Source organism: Larkinella fluvii (genome assembly GCF_051857545.1).
Classification (GTDB): domain Bacteria; phylum Bacteroidota; class Bacteroidia; order Cytophagales; family Spirosomataceae; genus Larkinella.
Genome location: NZ_JBPZHB010000005.1, coordinates 130,920 through 147,705, shown reverse-complemented (window position 1 = coordinate 147,705; position 16,786 = coordinate 130,920). Strand labels below are relative to the sequence as shown.

Below are 16,786 nucleotides of genomic sequence, written 5' to 3'. Positions count from 1 at the left end.
TAGCAACTACAAGGTTAGGGTTATGGCAACACCATAACTACGGGTATTAGGCATGGTGAAATAATCGTATCCGGCCGCGTTATTGTCGCCATTCAGGTTGGTTTCCGGATCGATACCACTGTAATTGGTGAACAATAGTAAATTGCGGCCCGTCAGTGTAAAGCTGGCGTTAGAGACGCCGATCTTTTTCAGCCAGATACCCGGCAGGCGGTAACTCAGGTTCAGTTCGCGCATCCGCAACCAGCTGCCATCTTCCACAAACTGGGTGTTGACACCGCTACCAAAACCGCCCCCGACACCGGTATACCAATACTGGCCTTTGACGACTGAAATGTCGTTGACACCGCCATCGCTTTTCTTGACGCCATCGAAAACGGTTGCGATATAACGATCTTCGGACTCTTTCGATGTTCCGGACTGGTTCATCGAACCGAGTGTGCCGTTGTAGACGTCAAATTTGTAGCGGACATCCAGCAAGGTGGTCAGACTGAAATTACCGTACTGAAACGTGTTCCGCAAACCGGCAATCCATTTCGGATTCGTGTTGCCGATGGGTTTTGGATTCGGGTCACGCAAAGGAAAACCGTAATTGGCATTGGCCGTTTTGCCATCGGCCATAAGCTTGGCGTCGTCAATCACCACGAGGCCCTGCGCGTTCCGGACGAAGTCGTTCCCGTAGATCATGGCAAACGGCTCTCCTTTCACCAGGCGAACCTGACCCAGCGGCCCTACCGACGTGACCCCAATGCTTTCAATTCCATCCGCAATTTCCTTCACCAGACTGACATTCCGGCTCCAGTTTAAAGCCAGATCCCAGGTAAATTTTCCGGCTTTTACCGGTGTCGCGTCAAGGACGATTTCCACTCCCTTGTTGGAAATTTCGCCGACGTTGCGGATCGTGCTGGTAAAACCCGATGAGTTCGGAATCGGCACGGAAACAATCAGATCCTTACTCACTGAATTGTAATAGGTCACATCCAATCCAAGACGGCCTTTTAAAAACCGGAACTCACCCCCAAATTCGCTGGAAACACGAACTTCCGGACGAAGCTGCGGATTTCCCGATGTATTACCGACCGTTAAACCAAGCTGGTTCTGGAACGGAAACAAAATTCCGCCGGAGGTGATCAGGGTCGCATTGATCGAACTGGGATTGTAGGTATTATACAGCGAGTAGAGCGGTGAATCATTCCCCACTTGTGCATACGAAGCCCGTAATTTGCCGGATGTTAGCCAATTGCTCTTGATATCAAAGGCATCCGTAAAGGCAAAGCTGGCGCTGATGGACGGATAGAAAAACGAACTGTTTTCTTTCGGAAGGGTCGACGACCATTCGTTCCGGCCCGTGAAGTTCAAAAACAGGTAATTCCGGTACGTCAGGCGAACATCACCATAAGCCGCATTGAGTTTCCGACGCGACAGGTTGGTTCCACCGGTCAGCGTCGATGCGCCTGACGGATTGAAAAAATCCGGAATATTCAATCCTGAGCCCGTAGTGGTAATCCGGCGATCGGTGCGGTTAAAATAATTGTGTCCGAGCAAAACCGTCAGGTCCAGGTCCTCGGTCAGTTTCCGGTTGGCGGTCAGAATCAGATCGGAGTTGATCGAACGTTGCAGGTAATTTTCCTGACTCACGCGTCCGGCAACCAGCCCCCTCGAATTTTTACTAAAAGCCTCCAGTCGGTTATCGCTGTACATATCCAGCCCCAGACGTCCCATCAGTTTCAACCAGGGTAAAAGTTCGTAGTCGGATTGCAGGAATCCAATTACCCGATCCACTTCGTCTTTGTACTGGTTTTTCTTAACCGACCAGTATGGATTGTCATACCCCCCAATATTTCCTCCACTATTGCGCTGCGATCCATCCGCTAACGAATAGGCCAGGGGCTCATTCACCGGATCGCTATACCCGTTGGCATTATCGAAGGTGAACGGCGCACGCATCAGTCCCATGATGACGCCCGACGAATTGGAGCCCTGCTGCGCCCGCGTTCCACCGGATTTGCTGTAGGTAGCTGAACCGGAAAAATTCAGTTTGGGCGTCAGGGAAACATCTCCGCTCATTTTGAACGTCAGGCGGTCAAACTCCTCGGTGGGAATAATCCCTTTCTGATTCAGTTTGCCCAGGGAGAAGTAATAATTGGAATTTTCCGAACCGCCCGATAAACTGAGGTGGTTATCAAAGGTGCTCCCCTTTACGAAGAAGTTACCGATGTTGTCGAAAGCCTGAACAGGAACACCGTTGGCGGTTGGGTCGGTACGGGGAACAATTAATCCCGGTGTGAACCGACTGGCCTGACTGGAGTACGACAGCGAGCTGATTTCCGGCCCAAAGGACGTAATCACGCCGGTGCTTGGGTCGCGGTACTGAGGAACGCCATTGGCTTCGGCTCCCTGCGCAAATTTTTCCTGCCATTTCGGCAACCGATTGGCTTCGTTAACGATATAAGAAGACGACAGCGAAATCCGCGATTGTTTTCCGGCCGAGCGTGATCCCCGTTTCGAGGTGATAATAATGGCTCCGGCGGCTGCCCGAATCCCGTAGAGCGCGGTTGCGGCTGGCCCTTTCAGAACGGTCATGGTTTCGATATCGTCCGGATTCAGATCGATGGAACGATTGGAGTGTACCACGCCCGCATTCCCATCTCCCCCGGATAGTGTCCGGCTCTGTCCGTTATCAATAGGGACCCCATCGACGACAAACAGGGGGCTGTTGTTACCGGTCAGCGAGGCACTGCCCCGAATACGAATCTGGGCGGCACTGCCCACCGCACCGGATGAGGTGGTTACCTGTACCCCGGCGGCTTTGGCGCTCAGTGCCGACGCTACACTGGTTTCGCGGGAATTCACCAACTCGTCGCTATCTACTTTCTGAACCGAGTAGCCCAGTGATTTCCGGCTGCGTTCCAGCCCGATTGCCGTGACGACCACCTCTTTCAGGCTTTGCTCATCCGGTTTTAGCGAAACAGTGATGACGCTCTTATCACCAACGGCAATTTCGTGCGGTTTATACCCAATAAACGTAAAGAGCAGAATGCTTTCGGACCCACTCACGGATAATTTATACTCGCCGGTGGCCGAGGTCGATGTTCCGTTAACCGTTCCTTTTTCGATGACGTTAACGCCGGGAAGTCCCTGTCCGTTTTCGTCAAGGACACGACCGCTTACCTGAACCTGCACTTTTTCGTTCGCCAGGAGTCCGATGGGCCGGTCGATGTTATTCGGGATCATCGAGAGAGCCGTGCGAGGTTGCGAAATCATACTGACTTCTTCGATACTCTTCTCGGTCCGCTGGAGTGCCGGGTCTTTTTCTGAAAAGATCAGGTATGTTTTTTTCTTAATGCGTTGATACTGAAACCCGTTGTTTTTCAGCAAGCGTTGCAGATTTTCTTCAACACTTTTTTGGGTGTTAATGAGATCTTCGTTGACGCTGACGCCATCCAGTAGTTTTTCTTCGAACAACACATTGACGTTGTATCGGTCTCGCAAAATCAGGATCGCATCGCGGAGTTTGAGGGTAGCCGGTTTTTTAACGGCCGATTGACGAACCGGTTGCTGAAAAGCCAGCGTCTGAGCGTAATTGGGTGACGGAAAATGAAACCACAAAGGTAGCAGAAATGCCCATTTCAGGTAGTAGAGTCTATTCGTTTGCATACGGTACGGGTTGTCGGTAATAAGGGTTTTAAAAGGAAAACAGGCTATTGGATAGGCTCGAAAGAGCGCGGGGGCAACAATAGAATGTGGTCGTCCTGCCGGACCTGCTGCAGGTTCATCACCTTCGTCAGGGCTTCCAGCAGTTCGTCGGCGGTTTCGGCTTCAAAAGCACCCGTCAGTTCGCGCTGTGCCAGATCGGCTCCTTTGATCCGGATGGAAACGCCGAATGTTTCTTCAATTCTGCTGGTTATCTCGCGCAGGGGGGTGTGTTCAAAAACAAAGAGGTGATCTTTCCAGGCCGTATATTTAGTCAGCTCCTGCCTGGTCTGAAGGTTGAATGCGCCTTTGGTGTCGACGGTAACCACATCGCCCGGCGAAATGGTCAGGGGGGGAAACCGCTTGTCTTTCAGGGAGCTAAGCCGCACTTTTCCTTTCGTCAGCGCAACTTTGGAACCCCGGCTGCGCGAATAAACCACAAATTCCGTCCCCAGTACTTCCACCTCCAGCTGGTCGGCGGTTTTGACCAGAAAACGGCGGTGATCACGCGTATGAACCACGGAAAACTCCGCTTCACCTTTCAATAAAACTTCCCGGTTATCCGAGTGCCAGCGCGGTATCGCCAACGTCGAATTGGCGTTAAGTGTCACCCGGCTGCCGTCGTCCAGCGTGATCGGACGCACCTGACCATACCCGGTTGTGTACGTTTTATACAGGATGGAATCCCGCAACACGTATAAGCTAGCCGAAATCAATACCAGAACAGCCGCAGCCACCCAGCGTTGCCGGTTTTGGAAAAAGAGTGTAAACGGAGTTTGTCGCTGTGCAACGTCCGGTGTCGACTCCCGGGCGGTTTTTGCCGTCGGGAAAAGATACCTTTGCAGGGCCGCATCCGCGTCGGTTTCAAACTGCAGGTGTTCCTGTTCCCATTCCTCCAGTACCTGGAAATACAGTTCACGGCTGGCTTCATCTCGTAACCATTCCGCAATCCGTTGTCGTTCGGGCACCGTGACCTGACCTGAAAAATACCGCCATAAAAGATTCTTATTGACGCTCATGTGGATAATAAAGGTTGTAACCCTATGATCCGAAACAGAGCGATTACCCTAATCCCGAAAAGAAAAAGAGGGAATAATATTATTTTTAGTAGAAAAATCAACTTGAAATTAGGGTATTGCGTCCGAATTGGATCATAGGGGTATAGTTTTCCGTTCTGATTACTTTCAATCTGTCAAACGTCTTGTTAGAAAAGCCATTTTCACCCCGACCGGATCCCTTCAATTCTCAGACCCGTTCTCAGAAAGAAGGGGGGGCTGTGGCGTCCGATGATAAGGAATGGTTTATTCGCCAGACGTTTGAAGAAAATCCCCGGAAGGGCTGCGAGTTACTTTTCCGAAACTACTACAATGTGTTGTGTAGCCACGCCGTTCGTTTTGTTTACTCGAAGGAACTCGCGCAGGATCTGGTTGGGGATATTTTTTCGTCCTTTTTACACAAGGAACTTTACCGGCAAATTCACACCTCATTCCGGGCGTATCTGTTTTCGGCAGTCCGGCTTGAATCGTTAAAATATCTTCAGCGCGAGTTTAACCGGGAATCCGCCTTCTCGAGTCAACAGGCAGAAACCCTGCAATCGCGTCAACCATCGCCCGAGGAAATGATGGAGTACGACGATCTGTATCGCAAGGTGGAGCAGGTCATTCAATCGTTATCGCCCGCTGTTCAACGGGTATTTATACTAAGTCGGTTTGAGGGAAAGAAATATCAAGATATCGCACAGGAATTATTACTATCACCTAAAACCGTTGAAGCTCATATCACCAAAGCCCTTCGCGTATTGCGCAGGGCACTTGAAGATTATTGAAATGGTCTTTATCCTAATTTTTTTAAATTGACTACCCTGAAACCTGGCTCTTTGATAGGTACATCAAGGTAATCCCCGTACACAAAAGATGACAAGTTATTTCGATGTTATACTTTCTACTGGGTTAATTTCTTGATGCATTTTTGAATCGACTTATTGAATTCAGAATGTCCTCTTTTTTGCATTGGGATATGATAGGTTCAAAAAGCTATGGAATGCTGATTAAAAATTAAGAATTTGCTCCAATCTGTCTAAAAAATCTCTCCAGTCAACTGTAGCAAGTCCAGCATCCTCCTAATCAGATAGGTAAAGTTAGTTGCTGCGTTTAGCCTTCGGGGGGTTCGTTTTCTTTTGGCGCGTTTGCTTGTCCTCCTGTTCCCGGCGTTCCTGCATGGTTTCGGTTCGGTCCAGTTCTTCCGACTCGGCGAACGCCTTCCAATCGAATTTCTCATCGAAGGGGTCCAGTGCTTTCTGTGGGTCAAATAACCGCACATCGGCCGGCAGGGCACGGTATGGGGTAAAATCGGGCTGGTCGGTGAAAAGGTCCGAAAGATCAGTGGCTCCGGCGTCATACTGGTTCAGGCATGGAATACCCAGAATATTCCAGAACGTTTTGAAGACGCTGCCAAAACTGTAATGGGTGTGGCCAACATAATTGCGTTTTACGTACGGTGAAATGGTCATCAGGAGACTCCGGTGCGCATCAACGTGATCAACGCCCCCCTGGGGATCATCTTCGACCACGAAAATGGCCATGTTTTTCCAGTAGGGCGTATTTGAAAGAAACTCAACGGTGCGGCCCAGTGCGAGGTCATTATCGGCCATGTAGCTTTCTGTAAAGGGAAAACCGGCTTTGGGACGGGGGTTGGTACCGTGGTCATTCGGCAGCATGAGCGTTACAACGGAGGGCATCGATTTGTCGTTGCCCGAACCGCCGGATCGCCACTTTTCGTTAAATTCTTTGATGAAGACATCGGTTCGAAACTGGTCGGGAATGGCCATATTGAAGGTGGGGAACGTTCGCGAAGAGCGGTCGAATAAGGGGGCCGGAAGCGGGTAGTTAATGGTGTATTTTTCGCCAATATATTTCATGGTGCTATCGCTGTAAGCACCGGCCATTTCAACCCCAAAACCGAAGTTAAAGAAGTCCTTCTTCCACCGTTCGAGGTGTTCCCACATCGAGCCCCCTTCGTTATAATCTTCGGGATAAATCGAACCCGCCGAACCGTAAAAGCTCAGATTTCCGGGAGCATTCGAGGAATCGCGCATGGAGCGTTTCCCGCCGTAAGCCGCAGCGGTTCCGGTTTCAACCCACTCATTCGGGTAGGTGTTCACCAGCCAGCGGTGCCCATCGGCTGAGACATCAGAATCGCAATAAAAGTTATCAGACATGGCAAATCGCCGGGCCAGGGCGAGGTGGTTGGGCATGACATCCGCTTTTGCGACGGTCTGGTTTCCGCGCCGGCTCTTTACCGTCACACCAGTGCCGTAGCGAGCCAGGGTCGAATCGCCTTTTCCGCTGGCTATTTGTCCGAACACCTCGTCGTAGGTTCGGTTTTCCTTGGCTATGAACACAGTGTACTTAATCGGTGACTCTTTCTGCCCCGCAAATGCCGGAATTGGGTTGTTAGTCGACTTTATTTCGGATACCGGGCGAATCGAAAAATTATTCTCTACTACCTGCTTCGTTTCGGCCTTCAAGTCGGCATCGGTGGGAATATCCATGACCGAAACCGTCCCATTCATCAAACTGCCAATGTAGCTCCCTTTGGGTCCGAGCGTAAATGTTTTGCCCCCGTTTGGGCCACTGCCATATCCTTTGGCGTTCGCTACCAGAAGCTTTTTGCCGTCCAGGCTAACTTTCAACTTGGAAGGAAACCAGCCCGTGGGAATGTGGCCGATCACCGTCAGGGAAGGTACGTCCACGACGGCGACGGCGTTGATGCCCGCTTCGGCCACAAACAGCCGTCGGTTGTCGGGTGAGAGTGCCAGTCCGAACGGAATGATGCCCCGCAATTTTCCCAGCCGGGAATCGGGCGAGAGGGCAATATTCCTGACGACCGCATTGGTTTTTACGTCAATCACCGATAGGCAATCGTTGTTGCCATTGCTGACAAAGACGTATTGATCAGTAGCCACCACGGAGTTGGGACTTGACCCACCCACGGCCGGAAAATCCTCGACCATCTGACCGACCAGAAATCCGGTTTTGATTTTTGCCACTACATCCGGAGTTCCTTTTCCGGTAAGATTAATCCGCCAGACCGAGAACGCTTCGGGTGCGTTCGGATCGCCCAGCGCCGGAATACCCTTCTGGGCGTCACCTTCCCGCATCTCTTTTGACCCATATTTAGAAGCCGGAAAGTCATGGGCGGTTTTTTTGAGATCCTTCCGGTCTAAATCCGTAAACGGTTTGTATTCAAAAACGCCCACGTTTGCCACATACGCCGTTTTTTCATCGGGCGACAGGGTGATCCCAAATGGATAGCGGCCCGTGGGTACGTTATGCACTATCTTTTTGCTTGCCAGGTCGATCACCAGCATTCGAAAGCCAATCTGATCGAGCGCGTAAAGTGTTTTGCCATCGCGGGTCAGTGCCATATCGCCAATATAACCGTGCGAGAAGTCAACGTCCGCGGTTTTAAGACTACAATTGATGGTTTCGGTGGGTTTGCCCGTCACCAGATCGAACCCGAATATTTTATTGGTTTCTCCACCAGCCACATACACGGTTTTGTTGTCCGGGGTTACGACCAGACCCATAAAACAGGCTTCCAGCACGCCGGCTTCGGTTTTGGCTCCTTCGGGAATTTGCCGTACTGCGGGATTTGCACTGTAGACATCGCGGAGAATGGAGATGGAAAATGGGCTAATACCTGAGTTGGCGGTGACGACTGTTTGTCCGTCGGGACTGAGTTGTAAACCGTAGGGGTGCGGAGCGGTTTGAATCTGTCGTCCGCGGGGCGTGATGAACCGGCCGTTGGGCAATACGGTCCGGCCGGTTTTGTCGATGCGGGTGTATTCACTCCCCGCCGGTGCGGTAATGTGGTATTGCGGAGTCGACTGAGCCAACGCATTCAGCGTCAGTACCAAAAATAGAAGTAGCAGGCGCATACGGATGGGAATTAGCTGGTCTGGAAATCAAAGAGAATAAAGCAAATTACGACACTAGGCCGTTTATCCTAATCGTCATCATCATCATCGGTATCTTTACCCAGTCGTACAAAAGCACCCCGGCGCGGGGCTGGCATAACGCTCTTTTCCCCGCGTACGGTTTGCCATACAATTTCGCTGAAAATAAGATCATCGATCGCATCCGGACGGGTTAGATCAAACTCCATGGAGCGTCGTGAATTTTTATTAACCGCCACGTTTTTCTGGGCAAGATCGATGCCGGCTTCCCTGGATTTGAAAGGGGTTGGATTGGCTGTCTTGTTAAAACACCGCCACATCGGGATTGCGGCAGCATCATATTGGCTCATGGGCTTCAATCCCAGAATCAATTCCATGGTGCGCAGCATGCCCGAAGTGGAATACATGGTATGATCTACAAAACCCCGTTTCACAAATCCCCCGGCTACGAACGCAATGGACCGGTGGGCGTCGACGTGGTCGGGGCCATTTTGGGCGTCGTCTTCCAGGATGAATACCACCGATTCGTTCCAGACGGGGCTTTGCGAAAGATGTTCCACAAATCGGCCTACGGCCAGATCATTGTCGGCAATAGCGGCATATGGCGTTGGTTTGCCAATAGCCGCCCCGGAAGTATGGTCATTGCCAAAGCGCACCGTATTAAATTGTGGCAATGTTTTAGAAGCAACCAGCTGGTCAAAATCCTTTTCCCAGGCTTCTTCACGGCTGATATCCATGTAACCCAGATTGTAGCCTTTGAATTCCGGACAGAATTTGCCGGCCAGTGTTTTGATGTTGGCTTTTTCAGCATCGGCAAACCAGCCGTAGCTACGGAAACTCACCCCGGCCCTCAGACAATGGTCCCAGATAAAGCCATCGCGAGGATGGGCGATCTCCTTCTGGCCTTCATAATCATAGGTGCCGCCCCGTCCACCATAACTGGTTACCCAGTTTTTTTCAACATAATCATTGGCATAGGCCGCTGCCGACCAGTTATGTCCATCCGCGCTTACTTCCGCGTCGACGTAAAAATTGTCCAGTAACACAAATTCTCTGGCAAGGGCATGTTGATTCGGCGTGATTTTTTGGGGAAACAGACACAGAGATGAATCGCCATTTCCCTCTTTCATATCCCCCAGGACCTGGTCGTAGGTGCGGTTTTCTTTGATGATGTAAAATACATATTTAATGGGCGACTTATCGCCAACCCGCATCGGGATCGGATTTCCCGGTTCTCCTTCTGCCCGCAATTCTTTGGTTTTGGTATAGGGCGTATTGGCATAAACCAGGCGGGAATAAGCCGCCAGTTCGGCGCTTTCCGGGACACCAATGATTGAAAGTGTTCCTTTGAACAAGCCCCCGATGTATTGTTGACGGCCGGTGTTGGCCTGCGGATTGGGGCCGATTTGCTGCGGAACCCTGGATAAGGCGGGATTTGGGCCTTTGGGATTGGCTTTGGACGAAAATCCTTTTCCATTCGTTACAAACAGTCTGGAACCAATCACTTTTACTGCCGTTGGATACCAGCCGGTTGGAATGAAGCCGCTGGAACGGGCATGGCCTTTCCGGGTAACATCGAAAACGGCGAGGCAATTGTTGTCGGCGTTGGCAATGAACAGCGTATTCTCGTCGTCGCTCAAAGCCAGGCCATTGGGTGTGGTTCCGACGGGGGCGTTGGGAAAAAGTGAAGTGGTCAATGTTTCGATCACCTCCCGTTTCGACACCTCGATCAGCGCAACCGTATTATCGTTTCCATTGGCAACGAAAAGATACTTCCCGTCGCGGGTCAAAAGCAGGTCGTTCGGGTTTTTGTTGGTCGGAATTTTAGCGGTTATTTTTTGGGTATTTACATCGATCATCAACACGCTCGAGCCACCCCACAGAGAAACAAAAAGCTCGTTTCGGTCGGATGAAAGCCGGCAGGTATAGGCGGCCGCCCCCAGATGGATTCTGCTAATGGTTTGTTTGGTTTGGGTGTCGCAGATATACAGGGCATTTTCTTCTTTCGTGACCACGTAAAGCCGGTTTTTGGCGTCATCCACGCACAAACCCGTCGGTGAAATTTTAACCGGCCAGGGTTTACCCAACACGATCGGTTCATCCGATACGAGTTGGTTGTCTTCAATTTTGTAGACCAGAATTTTGTTGTCGTTTCCTCCCGAAGCATACAACCGTTTTTCATCCTCACTGAATGCCAGACCCAGCCAGGCCTTGTCTACCCGGACCGTATCGACCACTTTTTCGGCCTGGGCATCAATCAGGGTAATGCTTTGCGTACTTTGGCCATTGTTGGTTACGGCCAGGTATTTTTGGGACGGTGATACGACCAGGTTCAGGGGCAAATCATCCAGATCAAGACTGTGTCCGGCCGGTGTAAGCGCCCAGCCATTGGGGAGATTGACCCGTTTGGCGCTCATTTCTTTGTAAATGGCGATCTCTTCCGATTGCGGGGCCGTGTTGCCTTTCCGCTGGCAATTTAGCGTCAGGAAAAGAAACAGAAGTACGCAAAATCCGCGTGAGATAAGTGATAATGCTGACATAATAGAGAAGCGTTTATAACGGGAAGAATAAATCCATTGCGTTCGTACTAAAGTCAGGTTCGTTAAAACTTACCGGTTACGGTGAGCCATACGCTTCGTCCTACCCCATTGATACCGGAGCCGTGCGTACGGTAATCGGTATTAGTCAGGTTTTGGGCAACGGCATTCACGGAAAAATGGGTGGCTTCATAACCCGCCAAAAAATTGACAATCACCCAGCCGGGCGTACCGCCCTTCGGAATGCGGTTATCGCTCAGGTCGCCAGCTGCCAGGCGATCCTGTTTGGTGGCAAACCACCCTTCCGGTCGGACATACCAGCCCTGGCTGCGATATTCCAGGCCCAACCGCCCGTTGAGCGGTGGAATACGCCGAACAGGTTCGTTCGTGCTCCTATTCTCACCGAATGCATAGGCAATCATCCCGTACGTTTTCCAGTTATTCCCCAACAAATATTCTAATTCAGCTTCGGCTCCACGGATGGAAGCGCGTTCAACGTTTTCTTTCCGGTAGACGTTGATACCGTTGATTTGCTGCCCTATAACTGGCACACGCGTTATCAAATTCCGCAGGGTATTGTGAAATAAGGCCGTGCTAAACGCAAACCGGGTTGTGCGGAGTTTATAGCCTATTTCAAAGTTAGACGACTTTTCCGGTTTTAATTCGTAGGCAGGCAGTTCATAGCGAAAATCCACGATACCTACTGTTCCCATATCGTCGACATTGGGAGCCCGAAAACCCGAATGAAACGAAGCATAGAGATTGGAACGGGTGGTTGGTGCATAGGCCAGTGCCCCATGTCCGACCAAAGCACCCGGTTTTACCGAAACCTCGCCCAACACATCATCTGTTATACCAATGCGAAAACCGTTCAGCCTTCCCCCAAATGTAAGCTGCCACCGGTCTATCTGTACCTGATGGATCGAATAAAGCGCGTAGTTAAGATATTTGCTATCATCGGGATACAGCCCACGGCTACGGACAGGCAGCCCACCTGGAATTTCCTGATCGATGCGGTTACTCTTTACCAGGTCATTGTAGATTTCAGCCCCCGAACTCGCCGTCCAGTTGGTTGCCACGTCTGAAAGCAAATTAAAAGTTAGACCCCAGGTTTGAACTTTATCGGTTTCTATACGCCGTGAACGGCTGCCATTGCGTTGGATGACCCGGCTTTCGTGCGTCGTTTGCCACGATCCGGTAAGCGTCAGTTCCCGGGCCCAGCTATTTTGGGTCTTTCCCGTAAGTTGCAGGTAACTGAGTTTGCGTTTTTGCGGGTCAAATTCATTGATGGCATAATTCTCCAATTTAATCCGGTAGTAAAGCGGAACATGTTGCTGATCAACCGATTGGTGTGCCAGTTTCAGCATCCAGCCGGGTCGTAGACCAAGCAAAATCTTGAAGTCGAAGTCAAGCTCGTTGTAGCCGCTCGGCGATTGGCGGCCGGTGGTGTCCCCGCCAATCAAATCACCAAAGTTTCGACTGCTTACTCCTGCCTGCACTGCCACGCGCGAGCTGCTTAATTCGCCTTCTGCCCGTACCGTTTTTTCCATGCCGCCAGTGGCATAACGAGCTACCGCCCTTCCATGAAAAGCCGTTTTTTCCGCCAGCACGGGATTCCGGGTCAGCAAATGGATGGTACCGCCTAACGCATCGGAGCCATACGCAACTGAACCGCCACCGCGCAGTACTTCAATTTTACCAATTGTAAATGGGTCGATGGTGTTCAGATACTGGTTCGGTCCGTACCGAAACGTACTGTTATTCAATCGAATACCATCAATCAATATCAGTGTTTGGTTGCCGGTCAAACCACGCAAAAAAGCAGATCCGGCTCCATGGGTGGTCTTTTGAACAAATACACCGTTTGTTCCCAGGAGGGCTTCAGGTGTAGAGCGGGGTTGGTAGGTTTGTAGGTTTTTAGACGAAATAATGGACACGGAACCTGCTGTTCGAAAACTTTCTTCCGAACCCCGATTTGCTGTTATAGTTACTTCGTGTAATAATTCAGCGCGCAAAGAGTCCCCTTTTTGCCCATATCCTATATGAGTCAGGAGAATGAAAGCAGAAAACCAGTAGACTATTTTCATCTATACAAGGTCAATTTATCAGACTAAGTAGACTTCCTGCTCTCACGAATTCTATAAACCTTATTCGCAAAAATTGACCTATAAACCTTAAAAGTCAGTGTTTCAAAAACTAATTGTTAAGTAGTTCATCTGTTTTAAATAAGAGCAGACTAAATGGCAACTCTATCCAAGAGGGCCCTATTAATCCTTCCAGCTAATTGACAAATGTAGGGTGTATAACCTGGAGACCTATTGTAACGTAATTAAGATTTTGTTAAGAAAAAAGCCACGTATTTTCCATCTTTCTGCCTAACAAGTTGCATAAGTAAGTACTATAGACTAGGAGGATGTTGGGAAATATCATTTGGTTATTTTTCTAATCGATTCAACATCAAGGCACAATTGGCCCACAAAAGCCACGACTCTGCACTACTGGTCGTCTGCTCGTAATCTTTAGTGATCCTCCGGAACCGGGCCGCCGGAGCGGTGATTAAACCAGGCAAAAGTTCGCTCGACTACCGCACGGGCGGCCCCGCTTCATTGTGTTGCAACATAAAGGTAAGCAGACACCCGCTTTTTTTATTCAGTTATAAAATCCCCAACAACTTCTAAGTTCCAAGCAACTGCAGATTGAGCAGCTTCAGTTGAGCAAAGACCACGATATACTCACGGTTATCTGGCAGATTTCCATGGCATCAAGAGCCTCGCATCGATTTTATAGCGCGGGCCTTCTGTGCAAACAATTTCGGAGAAAAATAATCCTACTCAAATCTGTGAAAAGGCGATTTCGAAAATTGAGAAACCTAAGTGGATATTATCATTATGTCCCTTTGGTAGTTACCTCCCTTTTAAAATTAACAGTTTCTGCCGTCTTCCTTCTTAAATGCTATCACCAGTCCTTCTCTAAAAGACATAAAAGTATAGACGACTTCGCCGGTTTGGTTTATTGATGGCGGTCGATTTGCCACCGAATAACTATTTTAATTTTCTAAAATATTAAATATCTTTGTTTTTATTTGATAAAACGAATGAGCGACCGTGATAAACCTTTGGTCAAATGGATTGAAGATCTGCGATCAGGAGATAGAATTGCGTTTGAACATATCTATTATCAGTTTGAATCCAAGCTTTTTCAGTTTGCCCTGAAATTTACCGGAAACCGGGATGAAGCCGAAGAAGTTGTCCAGGAAGTTTTTGTTCGTTTGTGGGAAAGGCGGCATTTTATCGACCCCTCACGAAATTTTGACGGCTACCTTTTTCGCATCACCCGTAACATTGTTTACAACCACGCGCGTCACCGGGCCTACGAAATGGCCTACTTCAAATACTTAGACAACAACTACAATCATACCGACAACCTGACCGAAAACCGGATGGATTTCGAGGAGCTTCAGCATGTACTGGAGGAAATCTTTAACGACCTACCGCCCGTTCGAAAACAGATATTTATCATGAGCCGCATCGAAGGCCTGAGTAACGCTGAAATTGCGGAAGCCCTTCAGACCAGCACCAGCAATATTGAAAACCACATCTACAAAGCGCTGCGAACAATTCGCCAGAAATTTGAAAAGTACCGGATCATATATATGATCGAGGTGCCGATTTTAATCATGGCGAAATTGATCTGCGCTTTGTATGTAGGTTAAATCAACATCACCAATAATTCGTTTGCCCTCTGTCATGTAGGTATCCGCAAACAGGCGGATTCGTCTACGCGCTTCGTCCAGATCGGTAATGTTGAGGTTAATGTTTAGCAGATCAATCAGCCAGGGTAGTTTTTCCGGCTGGAGCACATACGTTCGGGCGATCTCCAGCGAAATGGGCAGGGTCGTTTTCTTCGATGCGTCGAACACATCTTTGGTATCGGCTTTCAGTAGCTTGTCATATTCTTCGGCGAGTAGTTTTTCAAACAGTTCATTGGAAAATAGATCGCCGGTTTTTATTCCGGTTTCCGCATCGTTTTCCGTCAGTCGAGCCTGTTTGTGAAGCCATTCCCAGAGGATGCTCAGACGGATTTCGCCCGTCGCCATGTCTTCCATTAGGTAGAGAATATCGTCATTTCCGAAAAAGTCGGCCGGTTTCAACGCAGCCGCCTGCATCCCCTGCCCAAATGCGTTGCCATATTGTAAACCCACACTGATCAGGTTCCGCGCTCCGCGAATCGTTCGCGGGGCAGTTTCCAGTTCGGTCAGTAACCGGGCATCGGCTTCGGTATACGTCAGCGCCGGGAATTGCCGTCCCAGTTGGTTGTCCTGCCCCGCTTTTTCCCAAACCGGTCGAACGATGTTTACCATTTTCCAGTGAGCCACCCATTTGCCGCTGGCTCCCTCCCGCTGTTCGCGACCGGCACCCGCCAGCGCTTTTTCCATGCTGGATGCTACACCGGACGCGGAACCCACCGGAATATTGGGTTCCATACCGCCCTGCCACAATGCAAATTTTCCGTTGCGGTCGGCGGTGTTGACTGCCCTTCTCACCCGGTCCTCGTAATGACGCATGTAGCCATACCTCATCACAATCGATTCGATATCCGGGTTTACGAAGCTTTTATCCCAGCTCAGCGCGTCGGAAACACTGTTGATGTAATCCCAGCGACCCGTGTTGAAACCCACAAAATGACGGCCCAGCGCGGCCCGGATTTCCATCAACTGATACGTTGCTTCCAACTGCTCGACCAGCACATAAGTTTTAACCGTTCCCACGACCAGACCCAAATAGCCTTCCAAACGGGTGATCATCCGGTTCCAGAGTGCCGCTTCCGAAGCCGTCTGAATTTTGGGCAGATAAAGGACAATCGACGAACCTGACCGTTGGAGAGTCTGGTAATTGTTGAGGACATACAGTACTAAATCGACCAGCGAAGCCGGGAAAGGTTGTCCGTCGGCATCCCGAATGTGACGATCGGCCAGATGAAGTCCGCGCGCCCGGAAAATGATCGTCGTAAAATCGAGTTGCTGGTGCCAGTCATGGATGATCTCGTGACCAATAAAACCCGCCGACCATCGGTTCATTTCAATGGCAACCTGGGCAGCAACTTTCAGAAACCGTTCGTCGCGGCTGATGGCCAGCTTCAGGTTCCGCTGGTTGTCTAATGACATCGTCCCGGTTTGCCCCAGCGCATCCTCGCCATCGAACATCCAGCCATCCGCGCCCGACAGCAGGGCGTAAGCCACATTGCGAATGCTGCTTTCCAATGGTACATTAGGCTTGGCCGCCGGGCCGGTGCCTTGAATCCATTGCCGTTGCAGATCCGCCGGAATCTCGGCCCCCTCAAAATTTCCGTCCCGGGCGTCTTTTACCTTGATCGTGGTTCCGGCAATAATGTCTTCTGGATGTAAGAAACCAATCCGGGTCGAGGACTGTTGCCGCTCCTTCCGGCGTTGCTGACGGCCGGACATTGCCTCGGCAATCTGGTCATTGAAAACCGATAGGGCGGAGAGAGCCGCTAACGCTTCAGCGGTGTATACATCGGAATAGGCTTGCTCCATTCCGGAGCGAATCAGAATCTGTGATGACATACGAATCAACGAATTGAA

8 protein-coding genes are annotated in these 16,786 nt (G+C 50.1%); 2 read left to right on the top strand and 6 right to left on the bottom strand.

Translation table 11 applies throughout. The features are described from left to right. Positions 1-6: 6 nt before the first annotated feature. Entirely contained in the window at positions 7-3,654 is a 3,648-nt protein-coding gene (locus ACS5NO_RS14105; protein ID WP_439415748.1) for a SusC/RagA family TonB-linked outer membrane protein, read from the bottom strand. 44 nt (positions 3,655-3,698) lie between these two features. Next, positions 3,699-4,709, bottom strand: coding sequence for a FecR family protein (locus tag ACS5NO_RS14100; protein WP_439415747.1), 1,011 nt, complete (start codon positions 4,707-4,709; stop codon positions 3,699-3,701). Positions 4,710-4,891: 182 nt separating this feature from the next. Between ACS5NO_RS14100 and ACS5NO_RS14095 the strand changes: the two genes are divergently transcribed. Further along, positions 4,892-5,515, top strand: a complete 624-nt coding sequence (locus ACS5NO_RS14095) for an RNA polymerase sigma-70 factor (RefSeq protein WP_439415746.1) — start codon at positions 4,892-4,894, stop codon at positions 5,513-5,515. Positions 5,516-5,827: 312 nt separating this feature from the next. Here ACS5NO_RS14095 and ACS5NO_RS14090 read toward each other — a convergent pair whose 3' ends face one another. The 3 genes from ACS5NO_RS14090 to ACS5NO_RS14080 all read right to left on the bottom strand — a co-directional run bounded on the left by ACS5NO_RS14090 (position 5,828) and on the right by ACS5NO_RS14080 (position 13,271). Beyond that, a complete protein-coding gene (locus ACS5NO_RS14090) occupies positions 5,828-8,629 on the bottom strand; it encodes a bifunctional YncE family protein/alkaline phosphatase family protein (protein ID WP_439415745.1) in 2,802 nt (933 codons plus the stop codon). Positions 8,630-8,697: 68 nt separating this feature from the next. Beyond that, positions 8,698-11,187, bottom strand: a complete 2,490-nt coding sequence (locus ACS5NO_RS14085) for a bifunctional YncE family protein/alkaline phosphatase family protein (RefSeq protein ID WP_439415744.1) — start codon at positions 11,185-11,187, stop codon at positions 8,698-8,700. A gap of 62 nt (positions 11,188-11,249) precedes the next feature. Next, positions 11,250-13,271 (bottom strand): TonB-dependent receptor plug domain-containing protein, encoded by a 2,022-nt coding sequence (locus tag ACS5NO_RS14080; RefSeq protein ID WP_439415743.1) that lies wholly within the window; start codon positions 13,269-13,271, stop codon positions 11,250-11,252. Between the two features lie 1,007 nt (positions 13,272-14,278). Between ACS5NO_RS14080 and ACS5NO_RS14075 the strand changes: the two genes are divergently transcribed. After that, positions 14,279-14,896, top strand: a complete 618-nt coding sequence (locus ACS5NO_RS14075) for an RNA polymerase sigma factor (protein WP_439415742.1) — start codon at positions 14,279-14,281, stop codon at positions 14,894-14,896. Here ACS5NO_RS14075 and ACS5NO_RS14070 read toward each other — a convergent pair. Next, complete coding sequence (locus tag ACS5NO_RS14070) at positions 14,855-16,768, bottom strand: malate synthase (RefSeq protein WP_439415741.1); 1,914 nt, start codon at positions 16,766-16,768, stop codon at positions 14,855-14,857. The two genes, ACS5NO_RS14075 and ACS5NO_RS14070, sit on opposite strands and share 42 nt — an antisense overlap. Between the last annotated feature and the right edge of the window lie 18 nt (positions 16,769-16,786).

Coding starts and splice junctions, on each gene's coding strand:
- ACS5NO_RS14105 (WP_439415748.1), bottom strand. CDS start 3,654: ATGCAAACGAATAGACTCTACTACCTGAAATGGGCATTTCTGCTACCT.
- ACS5NO_RS14100 (WP_439415747.1), bottom strand. CDS start 4,709: ATGAGCGTCAATAAGAATCTTTTATGGCGGTATTTTTCAGGTCAGGTC.
- ACS5NO_RS14090 (WP_439415745.1), bottom strand. CDS start 8,629: ATGCGCCTGCTACTTCTATTTTTGGTACTGACGCTGAATGCGTTGGCT.
- ACS5NO_RS14085 (WP_439415744.1), bottom strand. CDS start 11,187: ATGTCAGCATTATCACTTATCTCACGCGGATTTTGCGTACTTCTGTTT.
- ACS5NO_RS14080 (WP_439415743.1), bottom strand. CDS start 13,271: ATGAAAATAGTCTACTGGTTTTCTGCTTTCATTCTCCTGACTCATATA.
- ACS5NO_RS14075 (WP_439415742.1), top strand. CDS start 14,279: ATGAGCGACCGTGATAAACCTTTGGTCAAATGGATTGAAGATCTGCGA.
- ACS5NO_RS14070 (WP_439415741.1), bottom strand. CDS start 16,768: ATGTCATCACAGATTCTGATTCGCTCCGGAATGGAGCAAGCCTATTCC.